Origin of the sequence: Pseudomonas sp. M2, assembly GCF_015751845.1 — a bacterium.
In the GTDB taxonomy this organism is placed as follows: domain Bacteria; phylum Pseudomonadota; class Gammaproteobacteria; order Pseudomonadales; family Pseudomonadaceae; genus Aquipseudomonas; species Aquipseudomonas putida_E.
On the sequence record NZ_JADOUD010000001.1, the window covers coordinates 1,318,221 to 1,337,766 of the forward strand.

The window sequence follows — 19,546 nt, forward strand, 5'->3', positions numbered from 1 at the left end:
TGCCCTCCCCGCACCATCCTCTCCAGCAACACGTTGCCAATTTGACAAAAAGACCCGCCCTGCAGGCTGCACTCTGCAGCGCACCGGTTCGCCAATAAAAACAAGAGATCCACGACAGATGAGCATTTCGCACCCCGCACGCCAGCTGCTGCCCGGCCTGTTGGCCATGTCCTGTGCCCTCCCCGCATTGGCCGCCGAAGGCGGTTTCATGGAGGACGCCAAGGCCACCCTCAACCTGCGCAACTTCTACATCAACCGCAACTTTGTCGACCCGGCTCACTCCCAAGCCAAGGGAGAGGAATGGACGCAAAGCTTCATCCTCGATGCCCGCTCCGGCTTCACCCAGGGCGTCGTAGGTTTCGGCGTGGATGTACTGGGCATGTATTCGGTCAAGCTCGACGGCGGTAAGGGCACCACCAATACCAACCTGCTACCGGTCCACGATGACGGCCGGCCCGCCGACGACTTCGGCCGCCTGGGCGTTGCACTGAAAGCCAAGCTGTCGCAGACCGAACTGAAAGTAGGCGAATGGATGCCAGTGCTGCCGATTCTGCGCTCGGATGACGGCCGCTCGCTGCCGCAGACCTTCCGCGGCGGCCAGCTCACCTCGAAAGAAATCGAGGGCCTGACCCTGTACGCGGGTCAGTTCCGCGCCAACAGTCCGCGCAACGACGCCAGCATGGAAGACATGTCGCTCAATGGCCGAGCGGCGTTTACCTCCGATCGTTTCAACTTCGGTGGTGGCGAATATACCTTCAACGACAAGCGCACGATGATCGGCCTGTGGGATGCCCAGCTCAAGGACATCTACCGTCAGCAATACATCAACCTGGTGCATAGCCAGCCGCTGGGCGAATGGACCCTGGGCGCCAACCTCGGCTATTTCATCGGCAAAGAAGACGGGGCCGAACGCGCAGGCCAGCTGGACAACCGCACGGCCTCGGCCATGCTCTCGGCACGCTACAAGGGCAACACCTTCTACGTCGGCCTGCAGAAAGTCAGTGGCGACGATGCCTGGTTGCGGGTCAACGGCACCAGCGGTGGCACCCTGGCCAACGACAGCTACAACTCCAGCTTCGACAATGCCAAGGAACGTTCCTGGCAGGTGCGCCATGACTTCAACTTCGTCACCGTCGGTATCCCCGGCCTGACCCTGATGAACCGCTACATCAAGGGCGACAATGTCACCTCTGGCAGCATCGACGACGGCAAGGAATGGGCGCGGGAAACCGAACTGGCCTACGTGGTGCAGTCGGGGTCATTCAAGGACCTTTCGCTGAAATGGCGCAACTCCACCATGCGCAGGGACTTCAGCACCAACGCGTTCGATGAGAACCGCTTGATCGTGAGTTATCCGTTGAACCTGTTGTGATCTCACCGGCCATCAGCCATGCGCACTGCCACCATTCGCTAAGCTGATGATAGTGGTGCGCCACAGGCTATCCTGAGCAGTATGAGTGGCCTGTGCCCGCCAACAGTGCGGCACAGGCTACACCATGCAAACAGGCCACCCAGGGAGGAACAACAATGAAAAACCTCGTTGAACACCTGAGCCAATACGCCAGCTACCACCGCGACCCACGCAATATCGCTACCCACTTCGTCGGCATTCCGCTGATCGTGCTGGCCGTGACCATCCTGCTGTCGCGCCCGGGCTGGGACGTCGCCGGGATCTGGCTGTCCCCTGCCCTTGTGGCAGCGGCAGCGTCGGTGTGGTTCTACCTGCGCCTGGACCTGCGTTTCGGGCTGGTGATGGGCTTGCTGCTGGGGCTGTGCCTGTGGGTTGGCCAGGCACTGGCGCTGCAAAGCACCGCGCTGTGGCTCAGTGCTGGGGCAGGGGCATTTGTGGTGGGCTGGATCATCCAGTTCGTCGGGCATTACTACGAAGGCCGCAAGCCGGCGTTCGTCGACGATATCAGCGGGCTGATCATCGGGCCGCTGTTCGTGGTGGCGGAGGCGGCGTTCATGCTGGGAATGTGCCCGGCGCTCAAGCATGCAGTTGAGGCCAATGCCGGGCCGGTGGCGCTGCGCTCTGCGTAGGAGCGGCCTTGTGTCGCGAAAGGGCTGCGAAGCGGCCCCATCAATTTCAGCGACGCTGCAACCATCCTGGGGCCGCTTCGCAGCCCTTTCGCGACACAAGGCCGCTCCTACAGGTGCGTGAGCTTCACGACTGTTGACGAGACTCTACACCTAACTCATCCCACACCGATTCTGCCAGGTGGAAGGTGGCATTGGCTGCCGGAATACCACAGTAGATAGCGCTCTGCATCAGCACTTCCTTGATCTCTTCACGGGTCACGCCGTTGTTGGCCGCCGCGCGCAGGTGCAGCTTGAGTTCATCGTTGCGGTTCATGCCGATCAGCATGGCGATGGTGATCAGGCTACGCGTGTGCCGTGGCAGGCCTGGGCGGGTCCAGATATCACCCCAGGCATGGCGAGTGATCATTTCCTGGAACTCGCCATTGAAGTCGTTGAGTTTCTCCAGGCTGCGATCCACGTGGGCATCGCCGAGTACTGTGCGGCGTACTTGCATGCCGGCGTCGTAACGTTGTTTCTCATCCATGGCAGATTCCTCAGCGAGCCAGCAGGAAGTCAAGCACGCGAAGGCTGAACGCCTCGCCGATCTCGACATTGGAAAGGTGCGCTGCCGGGAATTCGGCATAGGTGGCACCGATGATCGCGGCCTGCATGAAGCGGCCATGTTCCGGCGTGGTCACCACGTCCTCGGTACCGGCAACGACCAGCGTAGGCACCTGGATACGGCCGAGTTGCTCACGGTAATCGGCGTCGCGTACTGCCGCGCAGTTGGCGGCATAGCCCTGTGGAGAGGTCTGCGCGAGCATCTGACAGATGCGCTGCGCCTGCTCAGGTTGGGCCTGGGCAAACGCGGGGGTGAACCAGCGAGCGATCGAGGCGTCGCGCAGGTCGGCCATGGCCTGCTGGCCGCCTTTGAGCACCATGTCGATGCGGGTATTCCACACTTCGTCATTGGCGATCTTGGCCGCGGTATTGCACAGGGTCAGGCTGTGCAGACGCTCGCCCGCATTGATACCCAGCCACTGGCCGATCAGGCCACCCATGGACAAGCCGACGAAGTGGGCATGCCGGATATCCAGTGCATCGAGCAGCGCCAGCACATCGCCGCCCAGTTGCTCGATGCTGTATGGGCCATCGGTGACCAGCGAAGCGCCGTGACCGCGAGTGTCGTAACGCAGTACACGCAAGTGCTCGCTCCACAGCGGAATCTGACTGTCCCACATGCCCAGGTCAGTCCCCAGGGAGTTGGACAGCACCAGCACCGGGGCATCGTCCGGGCCATCGAGTCGATAGTTCAGTACGCCATCGGCCAGTTGCAAATGCGCCACAGCGGTCTCCTTCAGGCAGTGAATCGTTGATGTTCAGCCACAGCGCGCGCCACCCAGACGCGGGCCTGGCCAAGGTAATGGGCAGGGTCGAGCAGACGGTCTAGCTCTTGTTCAGTCAGTTCGGCGGTCACCTGCGGCTCGTCGCCCAACACAGCGCGCAAATGGCGCTGTTCGGCCACGGCGCGCTGGCAGCATTGCTCGAGCAAGTGATGGGCGCGGTCGCGGCCAAGGCGTTGGGCCAGGACGATGCTCACCGCCTCGGCCAGCACCAGGCCTTGGGTCAGGTCGAGGTTGCGGCGCATGCGCTCGGCGTCCACCTCCATGCCTTCGACGATCACCTGGGCCTGACGCAAGGCGCCTGAAACCAGGCAGCAGATCTCCGGCAATGTTTCCCACTCGGCATGCCACAGGCCGAGGCTGCGCTCGTGCTCCTGGGGCATGGCTGCGTAAAGCGTCGATAGCAGCCCCGGCACCCGGGTGGCGGCACCGATCAGCACTGCAGCGCCCACCGGGTTGCGCTTGTGCGGCATGGTCGACGACCCACCCTTGCCAGGCGCGGAAGGCTCGAACACCTCGCCCGCCTCGGTCTGCATCAGCAGGCTGACATCGCGGCCCAGCTTGCCCAGGCTACCGGCAATAAGGCCCAGCACCGAGGCGAATTCCACCAGGCGATCGCGCTGGGTGTGCCAGGGTTGCTCGGGCAAGGTCAGTTTCAACTGTGCGGCCAGGCCCTCGGCGACCGGCAGTGCTTTGCTGCCCAAGGCCGCCAAGCTGCCGGAGGCGCCACCGAACTGCAGTACCAACAAGCGCGGACGCAGCTCCTGCAGCCGTTGACGGTGGCGCGTAACGGCGCCCAGTATGCCGGCCAGCTTCATGCCCAGAGTCACCGGGGTGGCGTGCTGCAGCCAGGTACGCCCCACCAGCGGTGTGTCGGCGTGCAGCAGGGCCTGGCGCGACAAGGTTTCGGCCAACGTGGCGAGGTCAGCCTCGATCAGCGCCAGTGCATCACGCAACTGCAGCACCAGCCCGGTATCCATCGCGTCCTGGCTGGTGGCGCCCAAGTGCACATAGCGTTCGGCCTCGGGAACACCACTGGCGATCACCTTGCCCAGCGCCTTGACCAGCGGGATTGCCGAGTTGCCTGCCGTGGCAATGGCATCGGCGAGCGCGCGAACGTCAAAGCGCTCGGCCTGGCAGGCCGCCTCGATGGCCGCTACCGCGCTGTGCGGCACCAGGCCGGCAGCAGCCTCGGCACGGGCCAGGGCAGCTTCGAAATCGAGCATGCCCTGCAGACGGCCGCGGTCGGAAAAGATCTCGCGCATGGCCGGGGCGGTGAAATAGGCGTCGAACAGTAGGTTGCTCATGCAACGTCCTTAATCATCATGGTGCAGGTACGCCGCCTGTTTCGGCAGGCGCAGGCTGAACAGGAACGCGATTGCCATCATCGCCGTCACGTACCAGTAAAAGGTGTTCTCCATACCCAGGCTTTTCAAGCCCAGGGCCACATACTCGGCCGAGCCGCCGAACATTGCGTTGGCTACCGCGTAAGCCAGGCCTACACCAAGCGCACGCACCTGCGGCGGGAACATCTCGGCCTTCACCAGGCCACTGATCGAGGTGTAGAAACTGACGATGCACAGTGCCAGGGTCACCAGTACGAAGGCCATGAACGGGCTACTGACGGTCTTTAGCGCCATCAGCAACGGCACGGTGAACAGCGTCCCCAAGGCACCGAACAGCAGCATCGAGTTACGTCGGCCGATACGGTCGGAGAGCATGCCGAAGAACGGCTGCATCACCATGTACAGGAACAAGGCGCCGGTCATCACGAAGCTGGCGTTCTTCGCGGTCATGCCCGCAGTGTTGACCAGGTACTTCTGCATGTACGTAGTGAAGGTATAGAAGATCAGCGAGCCACCGGCGGTATAGCCGAGCACGGTGATGAAGGCTGCCGTGTGGTTGCGGAACAGGCCTTTGATGGAACCTGCGTCCTTGTCCTTGCGGGCTTCGGCGCTGCTGGTCTCGTGCAGCGAGCGGCGCAGCATCAGCGAGATTAGCGCAGCGATGGAACCGACCACGAACGGAATGCGCCAGCCCCAGGCACGCAGTTCATCTTCGGTCAGCAGTTGCTGAAGGATCACCACCACCAGCACTGCCAGCAATTGGCCGCCGATCAGGGTGACATACTGGAACGAAGCAAAGAAACCACGCTGGCCACGCAGCGCCACCTCACTCATGTAGGTCGCGGTGGTGCCGTACTCGCCGCCTACCGAAAGGCCCTGAATCAAGCGGGCCAGCAACAGCAATGCCGGGGCCCAGGTGCCAATGCTCGAGTAGGTGGGTAAGCAGGCAATCATCAAGGAGCCGAAACACATCATCAGCACCGAGATCATCAGGGAATTCTTGCGGCCATGGCGGTCCGCCAGGCGACCGAAGATCCAGCCACCGATAGGCCGCATCAGGAAGCCAGCGGCAAACACGCCAGCGGTATTGAGCAATTGAACAGTGGGGTCGTCAGAGGGGAAGAAGGCCGGGGCAAAATAGATTGCACAGAAGGCGTAGACATAAAAGTCGAACCATTCCACCAGGTTGCCTGAAGAGGCACCGACGATGGCGAAGATGCGCTTACTGCGCTCTTCACCGGTGTAATAGGTTGAGGTCATGACGGCTTTACTCCTGGAGTGTGCTAAGTAGGTCTAGACATACTTAGTAACACACTCGTTCCGCTTCTGGGCTGGCTATTGGCCTTGTGTCTCATAAGTCCGGCCTCTTCGCGAAACAAGCCCGCTCTCACAAGAGAGGCGTGGTCCCCTGTGGGAACGGGCTTGTCCCGCGAAAAGGCCGGGACAGGTCAAACCCGCTCGATGGCCAACGCCAGACCTTGGCCAACACCGACACACATGGTCGCCAAGCCCTTGCGCCCGCCGCTCTTCTCCAGTTGGTGCAGTGCGGTCAGCACCAGGCGCGCTCCACTCATGCCCAGCGGGTGGCCCAGGGCAATCGCACCGCCGTTGGGGTTCACTTGCGGCGCATCATCGGCCACGCCCAGCTCACGCAGCACCGCCAGGCCTTGGCTGGCAAACGCTTCGTTGAGCTCGATCACATCGAAATCGCTCATGGCCACACCCAGGCGCTCGGTCAGCTTGCGCACCGCCGGTACCGGGCCAATGCCCATCACCCGTGGCGCTACACCGCCGCTGGCCATCCCCAGAACACGGGCACGCGGGGTCAGGCCGTGCTTCTTCACCGCTTCAGCCGAGGCCAGGATCAGTGCAGCAGCACCGTCGTTCACGCCCGAGGCATTGCCAGCGGTGACCGTCTTATCCGGGCCGTTGACCGGCCTGAGCTTGGTCAGTGCCTCGAGGGTGGTTTCCGGCCGCAGATGCTCATCGCGATCGACGATGGTTTCGCCCTTCTTGTGGGCGATACGCACAGGCACGATTTCTTCGGCGAAGAAGCCGGCAGCCTGGGCTGCTGCGGCCTTCTGTTGGCTGCGCAGGGCGAATGTATCCTGGTCGGCACGCGAAACCTGGTAATCGTCTGCGACGTTATCAGCGGTTTCAGGCATGGAGTCCACACCGTACTGGCTCTTCATCAGCGGGTTGATGAAGCGCCAGCCGATGGTCGTGTCTTCAAGCTTCATGTTGCGCGAGTAAGCGCTCTCGGCTTTGCCCATGACAAACGGCGCGCGCGACATGGACTCGACGCCGCCGGCAATGGCCAGCTCCATCTCGCCGCTGGCGATGGCACGGAATGCAGTACCGATGGCGTCCATACCCGAGGCGCACAGGCGGTTCAGGGTCACACCCGGGATACTCTCGGGCAGGCCCGCCAGCAGCAGGGCCATGCGTGCCACGTTGCGGTTATCTTCACCGGCCTGGTTGGCACAGCCAAAAAACACTTCGTCGACCTGATCCCACTGCACACCCGGGTTACGCTCGATCAGCGCCTTGAGCGGTACAGCGGCCAGATCATCGGCACGCACGCCGGCCAAGGCGCCGCCGAAGCGGCCGATGGGGGTGCGAATAGCGTCACAGATAAATACGTCGCGCATCAAGCTTCTCCTGCCAGTGGGCCATGGGCCTCGGCGGTGCGGGTTTCAAAGTCACGCAGCGCACCCAGGTCGACCTCGGTTCAGGGTGCTACGTTGGGCTCAGATTAAGGAGAGTGGCGGGTCGCTGACAATCCGATAATCGACTATCCGTGCGTTTATCGAACATATTGTCACCCAGCCATCCCTTTCCCAAGGGGCCGCAACGCGGCCCGTCAGCGCAGGCTCAGGTCGCGTCGGCGTGGCTCACCAGGCCTTTCACGATCACGCCTACCGTGGCCAGCGCAGCTGGCACCAGCAATGCCGTCAGCACCTGCTCGAAGTTCCAGCCCAGGCCAAGCAGGGTCGCACCACTCCAGGCGCCGAGGATCGCGCCAAAGCGGCCGATGCCGAGCATCCAGGAAACACCGGTGGCACGCGCTTGGGTCGGATAGAACCGCGCCGCCAGCGAAGGCATGGCCGATTGCGCGCCGTTCACACACATCCCGGCTACCAGCACCAGAGTGGCAAGCACGGTAATGTTGCCCAGGCTCTGCCCTACCGCATAAGCGAACACGCCCGCCAGCAAGTAGAAGATACCGATGACCTTGTGCGGGTTGTAACGGTCCATGGCCCAGCCTACTGCCACGGCACTGAGTACGCCACCGAACTGGAACAGCGCACCGATGAACGCGGCCTGCTCCATGCTTGCGCCGCTGTCACGCATCAGCGTCGGCAGCCAGCTGGTCAGCAGGTAGACGATGACCAGGCCCATGAAGTAGGTCAGCCACAGCAGCATCGTGCCCAGGCCATAGGTGCCGGAGAAGATCACTGCGAACACGTTGCGCGCGGCCACAGCCTTCTGTTCCGGCACACTGAAGCTGGCTGCCTGCGCAACGACGGCCGGTGCAATCGGCGCCAGGGTCTTGCGCACCTTGTCGGTACCGCGGTTGCGTACAACCAGAAAGCGTGCCGACTCAGGCAGCCAGACCATCAGCACCACAACCAGCAGCAGCGGCAGCACGCCGCCCACTACCAACAGGCTATGCCAGCCGTAGGCCGGGATCATCTTCGCGGAAATGAACCCACCACCAGCCATGCCCAGGTTGAAACCGCAGAACATGCTGGTCACCAACAGTGACTTGAGGCGCTCTGGGGTGTATTCGGAAAGCAGTGTGGTGGCATTGGGCATACCGGCACCCAGCCCGAGGCCGGTCAGAAAGCGCAGCATCAGCAACTGGTCGACGTTGCTGGCGTAGGCCGAGGCCAGGCTGAAACCACCGAACACCAATACCGCACCTACCAGCACGACCTTGCGGCCAAAGCGGTCGGCCAGCGGCCCTGACCCCAAGGCACCGAACACCATCCCGATCAATGCGGCGCTCATCACCGGGCCAAGGCTGGCGCGGTCGATACCCCATTCCTGGGACAATGCCGGAGCGATAAAGCCCATGGCCGCAGTATCCAGACCGTCGAGGAAGACAATCAGGAAGCAAAGGATCACCACGCGCCACTGGTAGCGCGACAGCGGTTGTTCATTGATGAAGGATTGAACGTCGAGGCAGTTCCCGACAGATTGTGGCTTGTTCATTGTTGTTATCCAGAAATTGGGCACAGTCGAGCCACTGCACAAGGGCAACCGGTACAGGGTTCAAAGTCGATGAAATGCGGCCTGATTCAGCCTGGATACAACGGAACTGCGTGCGGGTGCGGCCGCAGCAGCAAAGTGACAGTGGTCATGGTGTGCGCCTCTTGTGTTTTTCTTGTTCGGTCGGCACAGCCGACCGCTGCGAGAGACATTAATCAGCCAATGGAGGGCGCGCAATTCGTCCAGAGCGACACTGTGCGTTTATCGAACAGGAAACGGTTGGCATGTTCGATAACAGTGCACAGCGGCACGACGGGCTGTACGTGTTTCAGCCAAACAACTGATGGCAAAGATCGCGACTGGATGCCAGCAGGATCGGTAAGAACCGCTGTTCCAGCTCGCTTCGGCTCACACGCCCCACATGGGTACTGACATTCAACGCCGCAAGTACCTGCCCGGAAGCATCATAGATCGGCACAGCAATCGAGCGCAGCCCCTGCTCCAGTTCCTGGTCGACTACGCACCAGCCCTGCTCACGCACCTGCTGAATACAAGCGAACAGCGACTCCGGATCATGCAAGGTACGGCTGGTGCGGGCCTTGAGGTCGGCGCGGTCGAGGTACTCGCGCAAGCTGGTGTCGTCCATCGCTGCCAACAGAATGCGCCCCATCGACGTGCAGTAGGCCGGCAGCCGCCCACCGACTGACAGATCGACCGATATCAACCGCTCCACAGTGGCCGAGCGGGCTATATAAAGAATATCGTCGCCTTCGAGGGTGGCCATGTTGGCAGCCTCGTGCAATTGATCGCTGATGCGGTCCAGATAGGGCTGGGCCGACATCGCCAGGGGCGTCGACGAAAGGTAGGCATGGCCGAGGGTCAGCACCTTGGGCAGCAGCGAATAGGTACGCCCGTCGGTCGTGGCGTAGCCGAGCTTGATCAGCGTATGCAGGCAACGACGCACCGCCGCTCGTGGGATCTCGGTGCGGTGGCTGATCTGAGCGATGGTCAGATGGCGCTTGCGCTCCTGAAATGCCTGGATTACGGCAAGGCCCCGCGCCAGCGAGGTCATGAAGTCCGGGTCACCAGTAAATGCCTGAATACGCTTGGCTGGCGAGGCCACGATCGGCGGTGCCAAGGCAGGAGCGCTCGGGCGTACCGACTCCGGGCTGGCAGATTCGTTGGCCGGGATTTCGTCACTCATCGCTCACCTCAAAAAAATCGCTGCTTCGTGCGATTATCGAACAAACGGCCGATAATCGCAATTGACCGCTGACACGTTTGCTTATACCTTTCTTCTGCCACTTGTGGCTTCTTTGGAGAGACTGGTCAGGTACCCACCGTAGAAGTCCCCAGGCAACGGCCTCGCCTTTGTGCGAGGCCGTTTTTATTTCCCAGCCTGGTATCTGAACAGCAGCGAACTTTCCAAGCGCCGGCCGTTCAAACTTTGCACAAGCAGCCATTACCCGCAACTTGAACGACGGTTGTAAGGGCTGGGTAAATAACACTGTCTGGCGTTTTATCGATTGCTATAATCCAGTCGGCTGGCCCGGATCCGCATTCGGGCAAGGCACTTACGGCCTGACCCTTATCCGACGACCAGCACGCCCTGTGCATGGGCAACGTGCACGTGCACGCACTACCGGCCACTTTTTACATTCAGGTACTACTGTGACGAAAGATGAACTGCGCGCGGAACTGGAGCGCCAGGCTGAACGTTACAAGGAAGTTTACGGTGGTGAAGTCACCACTTACGCCGCTCAACCGGAACCGGAGCGCAAACCTTGGCGCAAACGGGCCACGGTCCAGGATCAGGCCTTCAACCAGGAACTGGAAAAGATGGAGAAAGAGTTGCGCAACGAAGACACCTGAGCCGTTTGCCGCGGGCAATTGCATTGGCGGTCGAGGGCGGCGCTCGCGGGACCGATCGTTACCGACAGGCCGAGTATGAAATGGAATTACACAAATTTCATACAGTCGTTTTAATCATGAATGGCCATTCCCGTTTACAGGAATACGGCGAAATTCGGCGTTTTTTGTGATTTTTAGCGAAACCTTCTACGCATTACTCCGTGGAAGACAACGTTTGGAAGTCGATCAAAAGACTGCCATCGGTCAGCTGCGGGTGCATCGATTGCCAAGGTTTTCTGGCATAATCCCGCCCCCCAAATGACCGCCAGACAACCTTCATGATCGATTTATTCAGCGGACTGGATGCCTGGGTATTGGTGAGCCTGCTGCTCGCCCTGACCTTCGTGCTCGCATTCGAGTTCATCAATGGCTTTCATGACACCGCCAACGCGGTAGCCACCGTCATCTATACCAAAGCCATGCCACCACACCTGGCCGTGTTCTTCTCCGGGGTGTTCAACTTCCTTGGCGTTCTGCTGGGCGGTGTCGGGGTGGCTTACGCCATCGTTCACCTGCTGCCGGTCGAGTTGCTGATCAATGTGAACACCGGGCATGGCCTGGCCATGGTCTTCTCGTTGCTGGCTGCGGCCATCACCTGGAACCTGGGTACCTGGTATTTCGGCATCCCGGCCTCGAGCTCGCACACCTTGATCGGTTCGATCCTTGGCGTTGGCTTGGCCAATGCCCTGATCAGCGACATTCCCTTGGGTGACGGCGTCAACTGGCAGAAGGCGATCGATATCGCCATGTCACTGGTCATTTCGCCCATGGCCGGCTTCGCTGTAGCTGCGCTGTTGCTGCTCGGCCTGAAATGGTGGCGCCCGCTGTCGAAGATGCACAAGACGCCAGAACAGCGCCGCAAGCTCGACGACAAGAAGCACCCACCCTTCTGGAACCGCCTGGTGTTGGTGATTTCGGCAATGGGCGTGAGCTTCGTACACGGCTCCAACGATGGCCAGAAAGGCATCGGCCTGATCATGCTGGTACTGATCGGCATTGTTCCGGCCAAGTTCGTGCTCGACCTGAACAGCACTACCTACCAGATCGAGCGCACCCGCGACGCGACGATGCACCTGAGCCAGTTCTACCAGCGCAATGCCGCCACCCTGGGCGAGTTCCTGGCACTGGGCAAGGCACAGGCCAGCGACCTCCCGGAGCAGTTCAGTTGCAACCCGCAGCAGACCGAGCCCACCATCGCAGCATTGCAATCCTCGCTGCAGGGCGTGACCGATTACCGTGCCCTGGAAGCCGACAAGCGCGTGGAAGTGCGCCGCTACCTGCTGTGCCTGGATGACACGGCGAAGAAGGTCGGCAAGCTGCCGGGACTGGATGCGCGTGAAAAGGCCGACCTCGACAAGTTGCGCAAGGACCTCACCGCCACCACCGAATACGCCCCGTTCTGGGTAATCGTCGCCGTCGCCCTGGCTCTGGGCCTGGGCACCATGGTCGGCTGGAAACGCGTGGTACTGACCGTAGGCGAGAAGATCGGCAAACAGGGCATGACCTATGCCCAGGGCATGTCGGCGCAGATCACCGCAGCATGCGCCATCGGCATGGCCAACGTATTCGCCCTGCCGGTTTCGACTACCCACGTGCTGTCGTCCGGCGTGGCCGGCACCATGGTTGCCAACAAGAGCGGCCTGCAAGGCGGCACAGTAAAAACCATCCTGCTGGCCTGGGTATTGACCCTGCCGGCGACGATGGGCCTGGCGGCTGGCCTGTTCTGGCTGGCGTCCAAGGTGATGGGCTGAACCATAGCGGCGCAGTGAAAAGGGCCGCTTTGCGGCCCATCGCCGGCAAGCCGGCTCCCACAGAGACCTCGCAGCTCTTGAGGTCTGCGCTGTACATGTGGGAGCCGGCTTGCCGGCGATGGGCTGCGTAGCAGCCCTGATAACGCCAACTGACTGACACTAGCCGTCAAGGCGACTTTTATTGCACAGAGGCCAGCATTGCCAGTGCTAACGCTTCTTGCCCCCGAGCAATGACCCCATCAACCCCCGCACCAGCTGGCGCCCCAACTGGTTGGCCGCCTGACGCACCGCCGACTTGATCGCCTGCCCCGCCGCGCTCTGCAAGAAATCCCCGGCCTTGTCGACCAGGCTGTCATCATCCGCCTTGGGCGCCGGCACGGGCTCTACCGGCTCGCCTTTGCGCCGGGCCAGCATTTCGTACGCCGACTCCCGGTCAATAGGCTTGTCATAGCGCCCCGCCAACGGTGACCCTGCTATCAGCGCACTACGCTCGGCCACACCCAACGGCCCGATTCGCGATTGCGGCGGCGCAATCAGCACCCGCTGAACCATCGCCGGAGTGCCCCTTTCTTCAAGCGTACCCACCAGAGCCTCGCCAATCCCCAGCTCGGTCAGCACTGCCAGAGTGTCGAATGCCGGGTTCGGGCGAAAGCCGTCTGCCACGGCCCGCAGCGATTTCTGCTCCTTGGCGGTAAAGGCCCGCAGCCCATGCTGGATGCGCAACCCCAGTTGGGCCAGCACGCTGTCGGGCAGATCGCCCGGCGACTGGGTGACAAAGAACACCCCCACGCCCTTGGAGCGAATCAGCCGAACCACCTGCTCCAAGCGATCCTGCAGGGCTTTCGGGGTGCCGTTGAACAGTAGATGCGCTTCATCGAAAAACAGCGCAAGTACCGGCTTGTCGGCATCGCCTCGCTCCGGCAACTGCTCGAACAGCTCGGCCAGCAGCCACAGCAGGAAGGTGGCGTATACCTTCGGGGCCTCATGCACCAACCGGCTGGCATCGAGCAGGTGAATTCGCCCACGACCATCAGCGTCCGTGCGCAACAGGTCCTCAAGTTGCAATGCCGGCTCACCGAACAGCGCCTCGGCACCCTGTTGCTCCAGCGTTGCCAAACGCCGCAACAATGCCTGGGTCGAGGCCGTGGTCATCAGCGCACTGTCTTCGCCCAGCAACTGGGGATTGTCTTTAAGGTGGGCCAGCAGCGCCTTGAGGTCCTTGAGGTCGAGCAGCAGCAACCCGTCACGGTCAGCCACCTTGAATGCGGCATACAACGCAGCCTGCTGGCTGTCGGTCAGCTCAAGCAGATTGCCGAGCAACAGCGGCCCCATCTCACTGAGGGTGGTGCGCAGCGGGTGGCCGGACTGCCCGGCGATATCCCACAGGCTCAGCGGGTAGGCCTGCGCCTTGTAACCCAGCCAAGGCATGCCGGCAATGCGCTCGGCCACCTTGCCCTGGGGCGCACCCGCCGCACCGACACCGCACAGGTCACCTTTGACATCGGCGGCGAACACTGCCACACCAGCATCACTGAACACCTCCGCCAGGTGTTGCAAGGTCACGGTCTTGCCGGTACCGGTGGCACCGGCAACCAGGCCATGGCGGTTAGCCAGGCGCATGGCTTGAGTCACAGGCTGGCCATCCGGGCCAGCGCCTACAACTATGGTCGAAGTTTCCGACATCTTTTTAATCCTCTGCTCAAGCTTGACCACCCACCAGCCGATAGCTCTGGATGATATTCGCCTTTGAAGACAGAACACCCCTGAAAGGACTTTCGGGATGTTGCACTGTTTTAAGCGGTACTCGTGCGAACGCCCGATAAAAACCTTAGCGGAACCGATCACGCCATGAACAAAAGCCTTCGTTTCAGCCACAAGATTCTTTTGGCCGCATCACTGATCGTGATACTCGCCTTCAGCCTGTTCACCCTCTACAACGACTATCTCCAGCGTAATGCCATCCGTGAAAACCTGGAGAATTATCTGGCTGAAATGGGCACATCCACTTCGAACAACATTCGCAACCTGTTTGAAGGCCGTATAAAACTGGTTGAAAACCTGGCGCAGAACATCGCCCAGCAACCTGCCAGCGCAGAAACGCTGATGGGCCAGAGCGCCCTGACGTCAAGCTTCCTGACCGTCTACCTGGGCAAGGTCGACGGTGGCTTCAGCGTGCGACCCGACTCGAAGATGCCTGATGGCTACGACCCACGTACCCGCCCCTGGTACAAGGATGGCATGAGCGCCCCGGGCGCCATCCTCACCGAGCCCTACATCGACATGACCACCAACCAGATGGTCATCGGCATCCTCAGCAAAGTGTCCGCGGGTGTCGGCGTGGTCGGTGGCGACCTGGCCCTGGACGGCCTGGTGCAGATCATCAACTCGCTGAATTTCGGCGGCATGGGCTATGCCTTCCTGGTCAACGACCAAGGCAAGATTCTGGTGCACCCGGACAAGGCACTGGTCATGAAATCGCTGTCGGACCTGTTCCCGCAGCACACGCCGAAACTGACCGGCGAGCTCACCGAAATCGAGGCCGATGGCCAGACCCGCCTGCTGACCTTCACCCCGATCAAGGGCCTGCCATCGGCCAACTGGTACATCGGCCTGTCGGTGGACAAGGACAAAGCCTTTGCCATGCTCAGCAACTTCCGTACGTCGGCCGTGATCGCCACGGCGGTGGCGGTCGTGATCATCATTGGCTTGCTGGGCCTGCTGATCCGCGTGCTGATGCAACCCTTGCTCACCATGACCCGCGCCATGGAAGACATCGCCGAAGGTGAAGGCGACCTGACCAAACGCCTGAAAATCCACAACCATGATGAGTTCGGCATCCTCGGCACCGCCTTCAACCGCTTCGTCGAGCGCATCCACGGCTCGATCCGCGAGGTGTCCTCGGCCACCGAGCAGGTCAACGAAGTGGCCCTGCGCGTGATCAGCGCCTCCAACTCGTCGATGACCAACTCGGACGAGCAGTCCAACCGCACCAACAGCGTTGCCGCGGCCATCAACGAACTGGGTGCCGCCGCCCAGGAAATCGCCGGCAATGCCGCCCAGGCTTCGCAACATGCAAGCTCTGCACGCCTGTTGGCCGAAGAGGGCCAGCAAGTCGTGACGCGCAATATCGAGGCGATGAATCGCCTGTCGGACCTGATCGTCACCTCCAGCGCGCACATCGAAACGCTCAACAGCAAGACGGTGAACATCGGCCAGATCCTTGAGGTGATCACCAGTATTTCCCAACAGACCAACCTGCTGGCGCTGAACGCCGCCATCGAAGCCGCACGGGCTGGAGAAGCCGGGCGTGGTTTTGCCGTGGTCGCCGACGAAGTACGCAACCTGGCGCACCGTACCCAGGAGTCGGCGCAACAGGTACAGGCGATGATCGAGGAGCTGCAGGTCGGTGCCCGCGAGTCGGTCGATACCATGGGCCAGAGCCAGCGCCACAGCCAGGACAGCATGGCGATCGCCAACCAGGCCGGGGAGCGCCTGGACAGCGTCACCGTGCGCATCGGTGAAATCGACGGCATGAACCAGTCGGTGGCCACTGCAACCGAGGAGCAGACAGCCGTGGTCGACTCGATCAACATGGACATCAATGAGATCAACATGCTCAACCAGGAAGGGGTCGAGAACCTGCAGGCCACCCTGCGGGCGTGCTCGGACCTGGAGCAGCAGGCCTCCCGCCTCAAGCACCTGGTAGGCAGCTTCCGCATCTAGCGCCAAGCGGCAAGCTGCAAGCTGCAAGTAAAAGCGGATTTGGCGCCGCCTCTTGCTTGCAGCTCCCACCCAACCCAACCGAACAAACTATCCTTCAGGTAGGTCAACCTTAGGCGCGTCATCCCCGGCCTGTTACAGCCCGATGACGGACCAAAAGTCGATCCCGGAGGGATGCTGATCGTGCACATCGCTGACATCACCATGTTCTACGCCCCGGCCAGCGGCGGCGTACGCACTTATCTTGATGCCAAACACCACCGTCTCGACGCCATTGACGGCGTACGCCACAGCCTGTTGATTCCCGGAGCCAGCGCTCGCCAGGAAGACGGCATCTATCAAGTTCCGGCTCCGCCCCTGCCCTTCGGCAAAGGCTACCGCTTCCCGGTGCGGCTGGCCCCCTGGTGCAATGTGCTGCGCGGCCTCAAGCCCGACCTCATCGAGGTGGGTGACCCCTACCTGACCGCCTGGGCGGCCCTCGAGGCGCGGCGTCAGCTGGATGTACCCGTGATCGGTTTCTATCACTCCGACTTGCCGCTGCTGGTCAGCAACCGCATGGGCAACTGGTTCATGCCAAATGTAGAAGCCTATGTCAGCAAGCTGTACGGCAATTTCGACCGAGTGCTGGCGCCCAGCCAGGTGATGGCCGACAAGCTTCGCCGCCTGGGTGTGCGCGATGTCCATGTGCAGCGCCTGGGCGTCGATCTGGCCACGTTCAACCCGCAACACCGTGACCCGCAACTGCGCGCCGAACTGGGCATACCCGATACCAGTCGCCTGCTGGTCTTCGCTGGCCGTGGCTCGCGGGAAAAAAACCTGCCCGTACTGCTCGATTGCATACAGCGTCTTGGCCGCCCTTACCACCTGTTGCTGGTGGGCTCGAACATGCCAGCCAACGTCCCTGACAACGTCAGCGTGATCAATCGATTCTGCGCGCCGCAGGACGTCGCCAGGCTGGTGGCCAGCGCCGACCTGCTGGTGCATGCCGGCGACCAGGAAACCTTCGGCCTGGTCATCCTTGAAGCAATGGCCAGCGCCACTCCCGTGGTGGCCGTGCACGCCGGGGCCTTCGGCGAGATCGTCAATGAGCAGTGCGGGCGCCTGTGCCGGGCAAACGATGGGCAGGCCATGGCCACTGCAGTGCGTGAGGTGTTCGAAGCCGGCGTGCGCAAGCTCGGGGCCCAGGCCCGCAGCCACGTTGAGCAACATTATTCGTGGGACAATGTCGTCGCCGGCTTGCTGCAGCACTATCAAGCGGTGCTTGGCCATCAACCACAGGTACGCGCCCATGCTTGAGGCCAGCACCGCGCCGGGCAGCCTGATGCTCGTGCTGCACGATATCGCGCCTGAGACCTGGCCGGACTACCAGCCCTTCGTTCAGGCGGTCGACGAAATGGGCCATGTGCCCATGACCTGGCTGGTAGTGCCGAACTTCCATCACCGCAACCCGCTGGCAGGCTCCCCAGCATTCTGCCGCCTGCTCGAACGGCGCCTGGCGCGTGGCGATGAACTGGCGTTGCATGGCTTGTATCACGCCGACGATGGGCCATCGCCAAGCAGCCTGCGTGAGTACTTCATGCGCCGCCTGTACACCCATGAAGGTGAATTCTATGCCTTGAACCAGGCGCAGGCCATGCAACGCCTGGAGGCCGGCCTTGAAGTCTTCGCCCGGCAAGGCTGGCCCGTCGCAGGCTTCGTCGCCCCGGCCTGGCTGATGAGCCAAGGCACCCGCCAGGCCCTGAGCCAACTGCCGTTGCGCTACACCAGCACACCACAGCACCTGTATCGCTTGCCGGACTTCACTGCGTTCAATGCCCCCGGCCTGGTCTGGAGTGCCCGCAGCACCTGGCGCCGCAGCGTGTCGCGAGTGGTCTGTGACTGGCAATGCAGGCGCTGGCGCAACGCGCAAACCCTGCGCCTTGGGCTGCATCCGGTGGACATGCGCCACCGCTCCTCACGAGATTACTGGCTGCGAACGCTGGACAAGCTGCTGATGCAAGGCCGCGCCCCCCTGACCAAGTCGGCCTGGCTACAGCGCCAGGCAAACGGATGAACCGTCTGGGCTGGCTGGCCATGGCTTTGGTGACGGCCATGGTGATACCGGCCCTGCTGGGGGGAAGCGAACTGCTGCCCCGGCTCAAGGCCTTCGACCCCGGCTTGATGCTGACCCTGCTGGGCATGATCCTGCTGTGCTGGGTGATCAATGCCGTGCGGCTGCGCCTGCTGCTTGGCCAGCAGGGAGCAAAGCTTGGGCACGTACGCAGCCTCGGCGTGGTGATGGCCACCGAATTCGCCATTTGCACCACCCCAGGCGGCAGTGGTGGGCCGCTGACACTCATGGCGCTGCTGGCCCGCGACCGTATCGGCCCGGCACGCAGCGGTGCGGTGTTTGCCATGGATCAGTTGAACGACCTGCTGTTCTTCTTCTGTGCCATGTTGGCAATAGCCGGTTACGCACTGTTCCACAGCCTTGGCCGCAGCCAGCAGAGCATGTTGCTGGGCAGCGCGCTGTTGCTGTGCTCGGCACTGGCGGCAATAGTGGCGCTGCTACGTTACCGACGGACGGTGATGCGCCTCAACGGGCGGCTTTTGCAGCGCATGGGGATGGCGCCGGCGCGCAAACGGCGCTGGGCACGCAAGCTGTTGCATTTCATCGATGCCTTGGCGCAGACCTGGCAGCTTCCCAAAAGCACGTTGGTGCTTGTGTTCACCCTCACCTGCGCGCACTGGAGCCTGCGCTACAGCGTGCTGTACCTGGTGTTGCAAGGCTTGGGCGTGGAGTTGTCGTGGATCCCGAGTTTTCTGGTGCAGATGCTCTCGCTCAGTGCCGGGCAATTCAGCCTGCTGCCGGGCGGAGCCGGGGCCGCCGAGCTGACATCGGCAAGCCTGTTGACGCCTCTGGTGGGCAGCTCCACCGCTGCCGCAGCGATCCTGATCTGGCGTGCGGTCACTTACTATTTTTACCTGCTGGCCGGGGGGCCGGTGTTCGTCTGCCTGCTGGCGCGCCCGCTACTGGAGCGCTGGCGGCGTCAGACGGGTTGAGCTGGCGCCAGAGCTCGGCGGCACCGGGAAAATCGGTGCCGTCCTGTTCGCTCAGGGCATCGGGGTCGTAGCGGGCAAGGCAGCCTTCACCGAGGGTGGGCGGTGCTGATGCGGTGGGTTTGTTGCGTGAGCTTGTCAT

Annotated in this window: 16 protein-coding genes; 8 read left to right on the plus strand and 8 right to left on the minus strand. The window is 62.0% G+C overall.

Features of this window, described 5'->3' with window-relative positions; translation table 11 throughout:
• Window positions 1-118 precede the first annotated feature (118 nt).
• Together IWW33_RS06205 and IWW33_RS06210 are read left to right on the plus strand one after the other, a co-directional pair.
• Window positions 119-1,372, plus strand: a complete 1,254-nt coding sequence (locus IWW33_RS06205; RefSeq protein ID WP_125924258.1) for an OprD family porin — start codon at window positions 119-121, stop codon at window positions 1,370-1,372.
• A gap of 155 nt (window positions 1,373-1,527) precedes the next feature.
• Entirely contained in the window at window positions 1,528-2,040 is a 513-nt protein-coding gene (locus tag IWW33_RS06210) for an Mpo1-like protein (protein ID WP_046784915.1), read from the plus strand.
• Between the two features lie 124 nt (window positions 2,041-2,164).
• Here IWW33_RS06210 and pcaC read toward each other — a convergent pair whose 3' ends face one another.
• The 7 genes from pcaC to pcaR all read right to left on the minus strand — a co-directional run bounded on the left by pcaC (window position 2,165) and on the right by pcaR (window position 10,187).
• Window positions 2,165-2,563 carry a 4-carboxymuconolactone decarboxylase gene (gene pcaC / locus IWW33_RS06215; RefSeq protein WP_115273674.1) on the minus strand — a complete coding sequence of 133 codons (399 nt, stop codon included), beginning with the start codon at window positions 2,561-2,563 and terminating at the stop codon, window positions 2,165-2,167.
• 10 nt (window positions 2,564-2,573) lie between these two features.
• On the minus strand, window positions 2,574-3,365 hold the full coding sequence (gene pcaD, locus IWW33_RS06220; RefSeq protein ID WP_115273673.1) for a 3-oxoadipate enol-lactonase: 792 nt from the start codon (window positions 3,363-3,365) through the stop codon (window positions 2,574-2,576).
• 11 nt (window positions 3,366-3,376) lie between these two features.
• Window positions 3,377-4,729 carry a 3-carboxy-cis,cis-muconate cycloisomerase gene (locus IWW33_RS06225; RefSeq protein ID WP_115273672.1) on the minus strand — a complete coding sequence of 451 codons (1,353 nt, stop codon included), beginning with the start codon at window positions 4,727-4,729 and terminating at the stop codon, window positions 3,377-3,379.
• A gap of 9 nt (window positions 4,730-4,738) precedes the next feature.
• Window positions 4,739-6,028: an MFS family transporter gene (locus tag IWW33_RS06230; protein WP_046784911.1), complete on the minus strand. Its 1,290-nt coding sequence runs from the start codon at window positions 6,026-6,028 to the stop codon at window positions 4,739-4,741.
• Between the two features lie 188 nt (window positions 6,029-6,216).
• Entirely contained in the window at window positions 6,217-7,422 is a 1,206-nt protein-coding gene (gene pcaF, locus IWW33_RS06235; RefSeq protein WP_174142072.1) for a 3-oxoadipyl-CoA thiolase, read from the minus strand.
• Window positions 7,423-7,642: 220 nt separating this feature from the next.
• Window positions 7,643-8,986: an MFS transporter gene (locus tag IWW33_RS06240; protein ID WP_039602158.1), complete on the minus strand. Its 1,344-nt coding sequence runs from the start codon at window positions 8,984-8,986 to the stop codon at window positions 7,643-7,645.
• A 325-nt stretch (window positions 8,987-9,311) separates the two neighbouring features.
• Entirely contained in the window at window positions 9,312-10,187 is an 876-nt protein-coding gene (pcaR, locus tag IWW33_RS06245) for a pca regulon transcriptional regulator PcaR (protein WP_012312936.1), read from the minus strand.
• Between the two features lie 467 nt (window positions 10,188-10,654).
• Between pcaR and IWW33_RS06250 the strand changes: the two genes are divergently transcribed.
• Together IWW33_RS06250 and IWW33_RS06255 are read left to right on the plus strand one after the other, a co-directional pair.
• Window positions 10,655-10,855: a hypothetical protein gene (locus IWW33_RS06250; protein ID WP_012312935.1), complete on the plus strand. Its 201-nt coding sequence runs from the start codon at window positions 10,655-10,657 to the stop codon at window positions 10,853-10,855.
• Window positions 10,856-11,172: 317 nt separating this feature from the next.
• Complete coding sequence (locus tag IWW33_RS06255) at window positions 11,173-12,645, plus strand: inorganic phosphate transporter (RefSeq protein WP_046784907.1); 1,473 nt, start codon at window positions 11,173-11,175, stop codon at window positions 12,643-12,645.
• 207 nt (window positions 12,646-12,852) lie between these two features.
• Here IWW33_RS06255 and IWW33_RS06260 read toward each other — a convergent pair whose 3' ends face one another.
• Entirely contained in the window at window positions 12,853-14,328 is a 1,476-nt protein-coding gene (locus IWW33_RS06260; RefSeq protein WP_046784905.1) for a helicase HerA-like domain-containing protein, read from the minus strand.
• Between the two features lie 165 nt (window positions 14,329-14,493).
• Here IWW33_RS06260 and IWW33_RS06265 point away from each other — a divergent pair, with 165 nt between their 5' ends.
• From IWW33_RS06265 to IWW33_RS06280, 4 genes are all read left to right on the plus strand, one after another.
• Window positions 14,494-16,368: a methyl-accepting chemotaxis protein gene (locus IWW33_RS06265; RefSeq protein ID WP_115273670.1), complete on the plus strand. Its 1,875-nt coding sequence runs from the start codon at window positions 14,494-14,496 to the stop codon at window positions 16,366-16,368.
• 171 nt (window positions 16,369-16,539) lie between these two features.
• The gene (locus tag IWW33_RS06270; protein ID WP_046784903.1) at window positions 16,540-17,661 is read left to right on the plus strand and encodes a glycosyltransferase family 1 protein; all 1,122 of its coding nucleotides are present in this window, start codon (window positions 16,540-16,542) and stop codon (window positions 17,659-17,661) included.
• A complete protein-coding gene (locus IWW33_RS06275) occupies window positions 17,654-18,418 on the plus strand; it encodes a DUF2334 domain-containing protein (protein ID WP_115273668.1) in 765 nt (254 codons plus the stop codon). Before IWW33_RS06270 ends, IWW33_RS06275 begins: the two co-directional genes overlap by 8 nt.
• On the plus strand, window positions 18,415-19,407 hold the full coding sequence (locus IWW33_RS06280; RefSeq protein WP_115273667.1) for a lysylphosphatidylglycerol synthase transmembrane domain-containing protein: 993 nt from the start codon (window positions 18,415-18,417) through the stop codon (window positions 19,405-19,407). The genes IWW33_RS06275 and IWW33_RS06280 overlap by 4 nt, the downstream gene beginning before the upstream one ends.
• The last annotated feature ends 139 nt before the right edge of the window (window positions 19,408-19,546 follow it).

Bases quoted from the DNA above. Each gene is read 5' to 3' on its own strand.
- pcaR (WP_012312936.1), bottom strand. From the start codon at position 10,187: ATGAGTGACGAAATCCCGGCCAACGAATCTGCCAGCCCGGAGTCGGTA.
- pcaC (WP_115273674.1), bottom strand. From the start codon at position 2,563: ATGGATGAGAAACAACGTTACGACGCCGGCATGCAAGTACGCCGCACA.
- IWW33_RS06275 (WP_115273668.1), top strand. From the start codon at position 17,654: ATGCTTGAGGCCAGCACCGCGCCGGGCAGCCTGATGCTCGTGCTGCAC.
- IWW33_RS06230 (WP_046784911.1), bottom strand. From the start codon at position 6,028: ATGACCTCAACCTATTACACCGGTGAAGAGCGCAGTAAGCGCATCTTC.
- IWW33_RS06205 (WP_125924258.1), top strand. From the start codon at position 119: ATGAGCATTTCGCACCCCGCACGCCAGCTGCTGCCCGGCCTGTTGGCC.
- IWW33_RS06260 (WP_046784905.1), bottom strand. From the start codon at position 14,328: ATGTCGGAAACTTCGACCATAGTTGTAGGCGCTGGCCCGGATGGCCAG.
- IWW33_RS06265 (WP_115273670.1), top strand. From the start codon at position 14,494: ATGAACAAAAGCCTTCGTTTCAGCCACAAGATTCTTTTGGCCGCATCA.
- IWW33_RS06210 (WP_046784915.1), top strand. From the start codon at position 1,528: ATGAAAAACCTCGTTGAACACCTGAGCCAATACGCCAGCTACCACCGC.
- IWW33_RS06255 (WP_046784907.1), top strand. From the start codon at position 11,173: ATGATCGATTTATTCAGCGGACTGGATGCCTGGGTATTGGTGAGCCTG.
- IWW33_RS06225 (WP_115273672.1), bottom strand. From the start codon at position 4,729: ATGAGCAACCTACTGTTCGACGCCTATTTCACCGCCCCGGCCATGCGC.
- IWW33_RS06240 (WP_039602158.1), bottom strand. From the start codon at position 8,986: ATGAACAAGCCACAATCTGTCGGGAACTGCCTCGACGTTCAATCCTTC.
- IWW33_RS06270 (WP_046784903.1), top strand. From the start codon at position 16,540: ATGCTGATCGTGCACATCGCTGACATCACCATGTTCTACGCCCCGGCC.
- IWW33_RS06280 (WP_115273667.1), top strand. From the start codon at position 18,415: ATGAACCGTCTGGGCTGGCTGGCCATGGCTTTGGTGACGGCCATGGTG.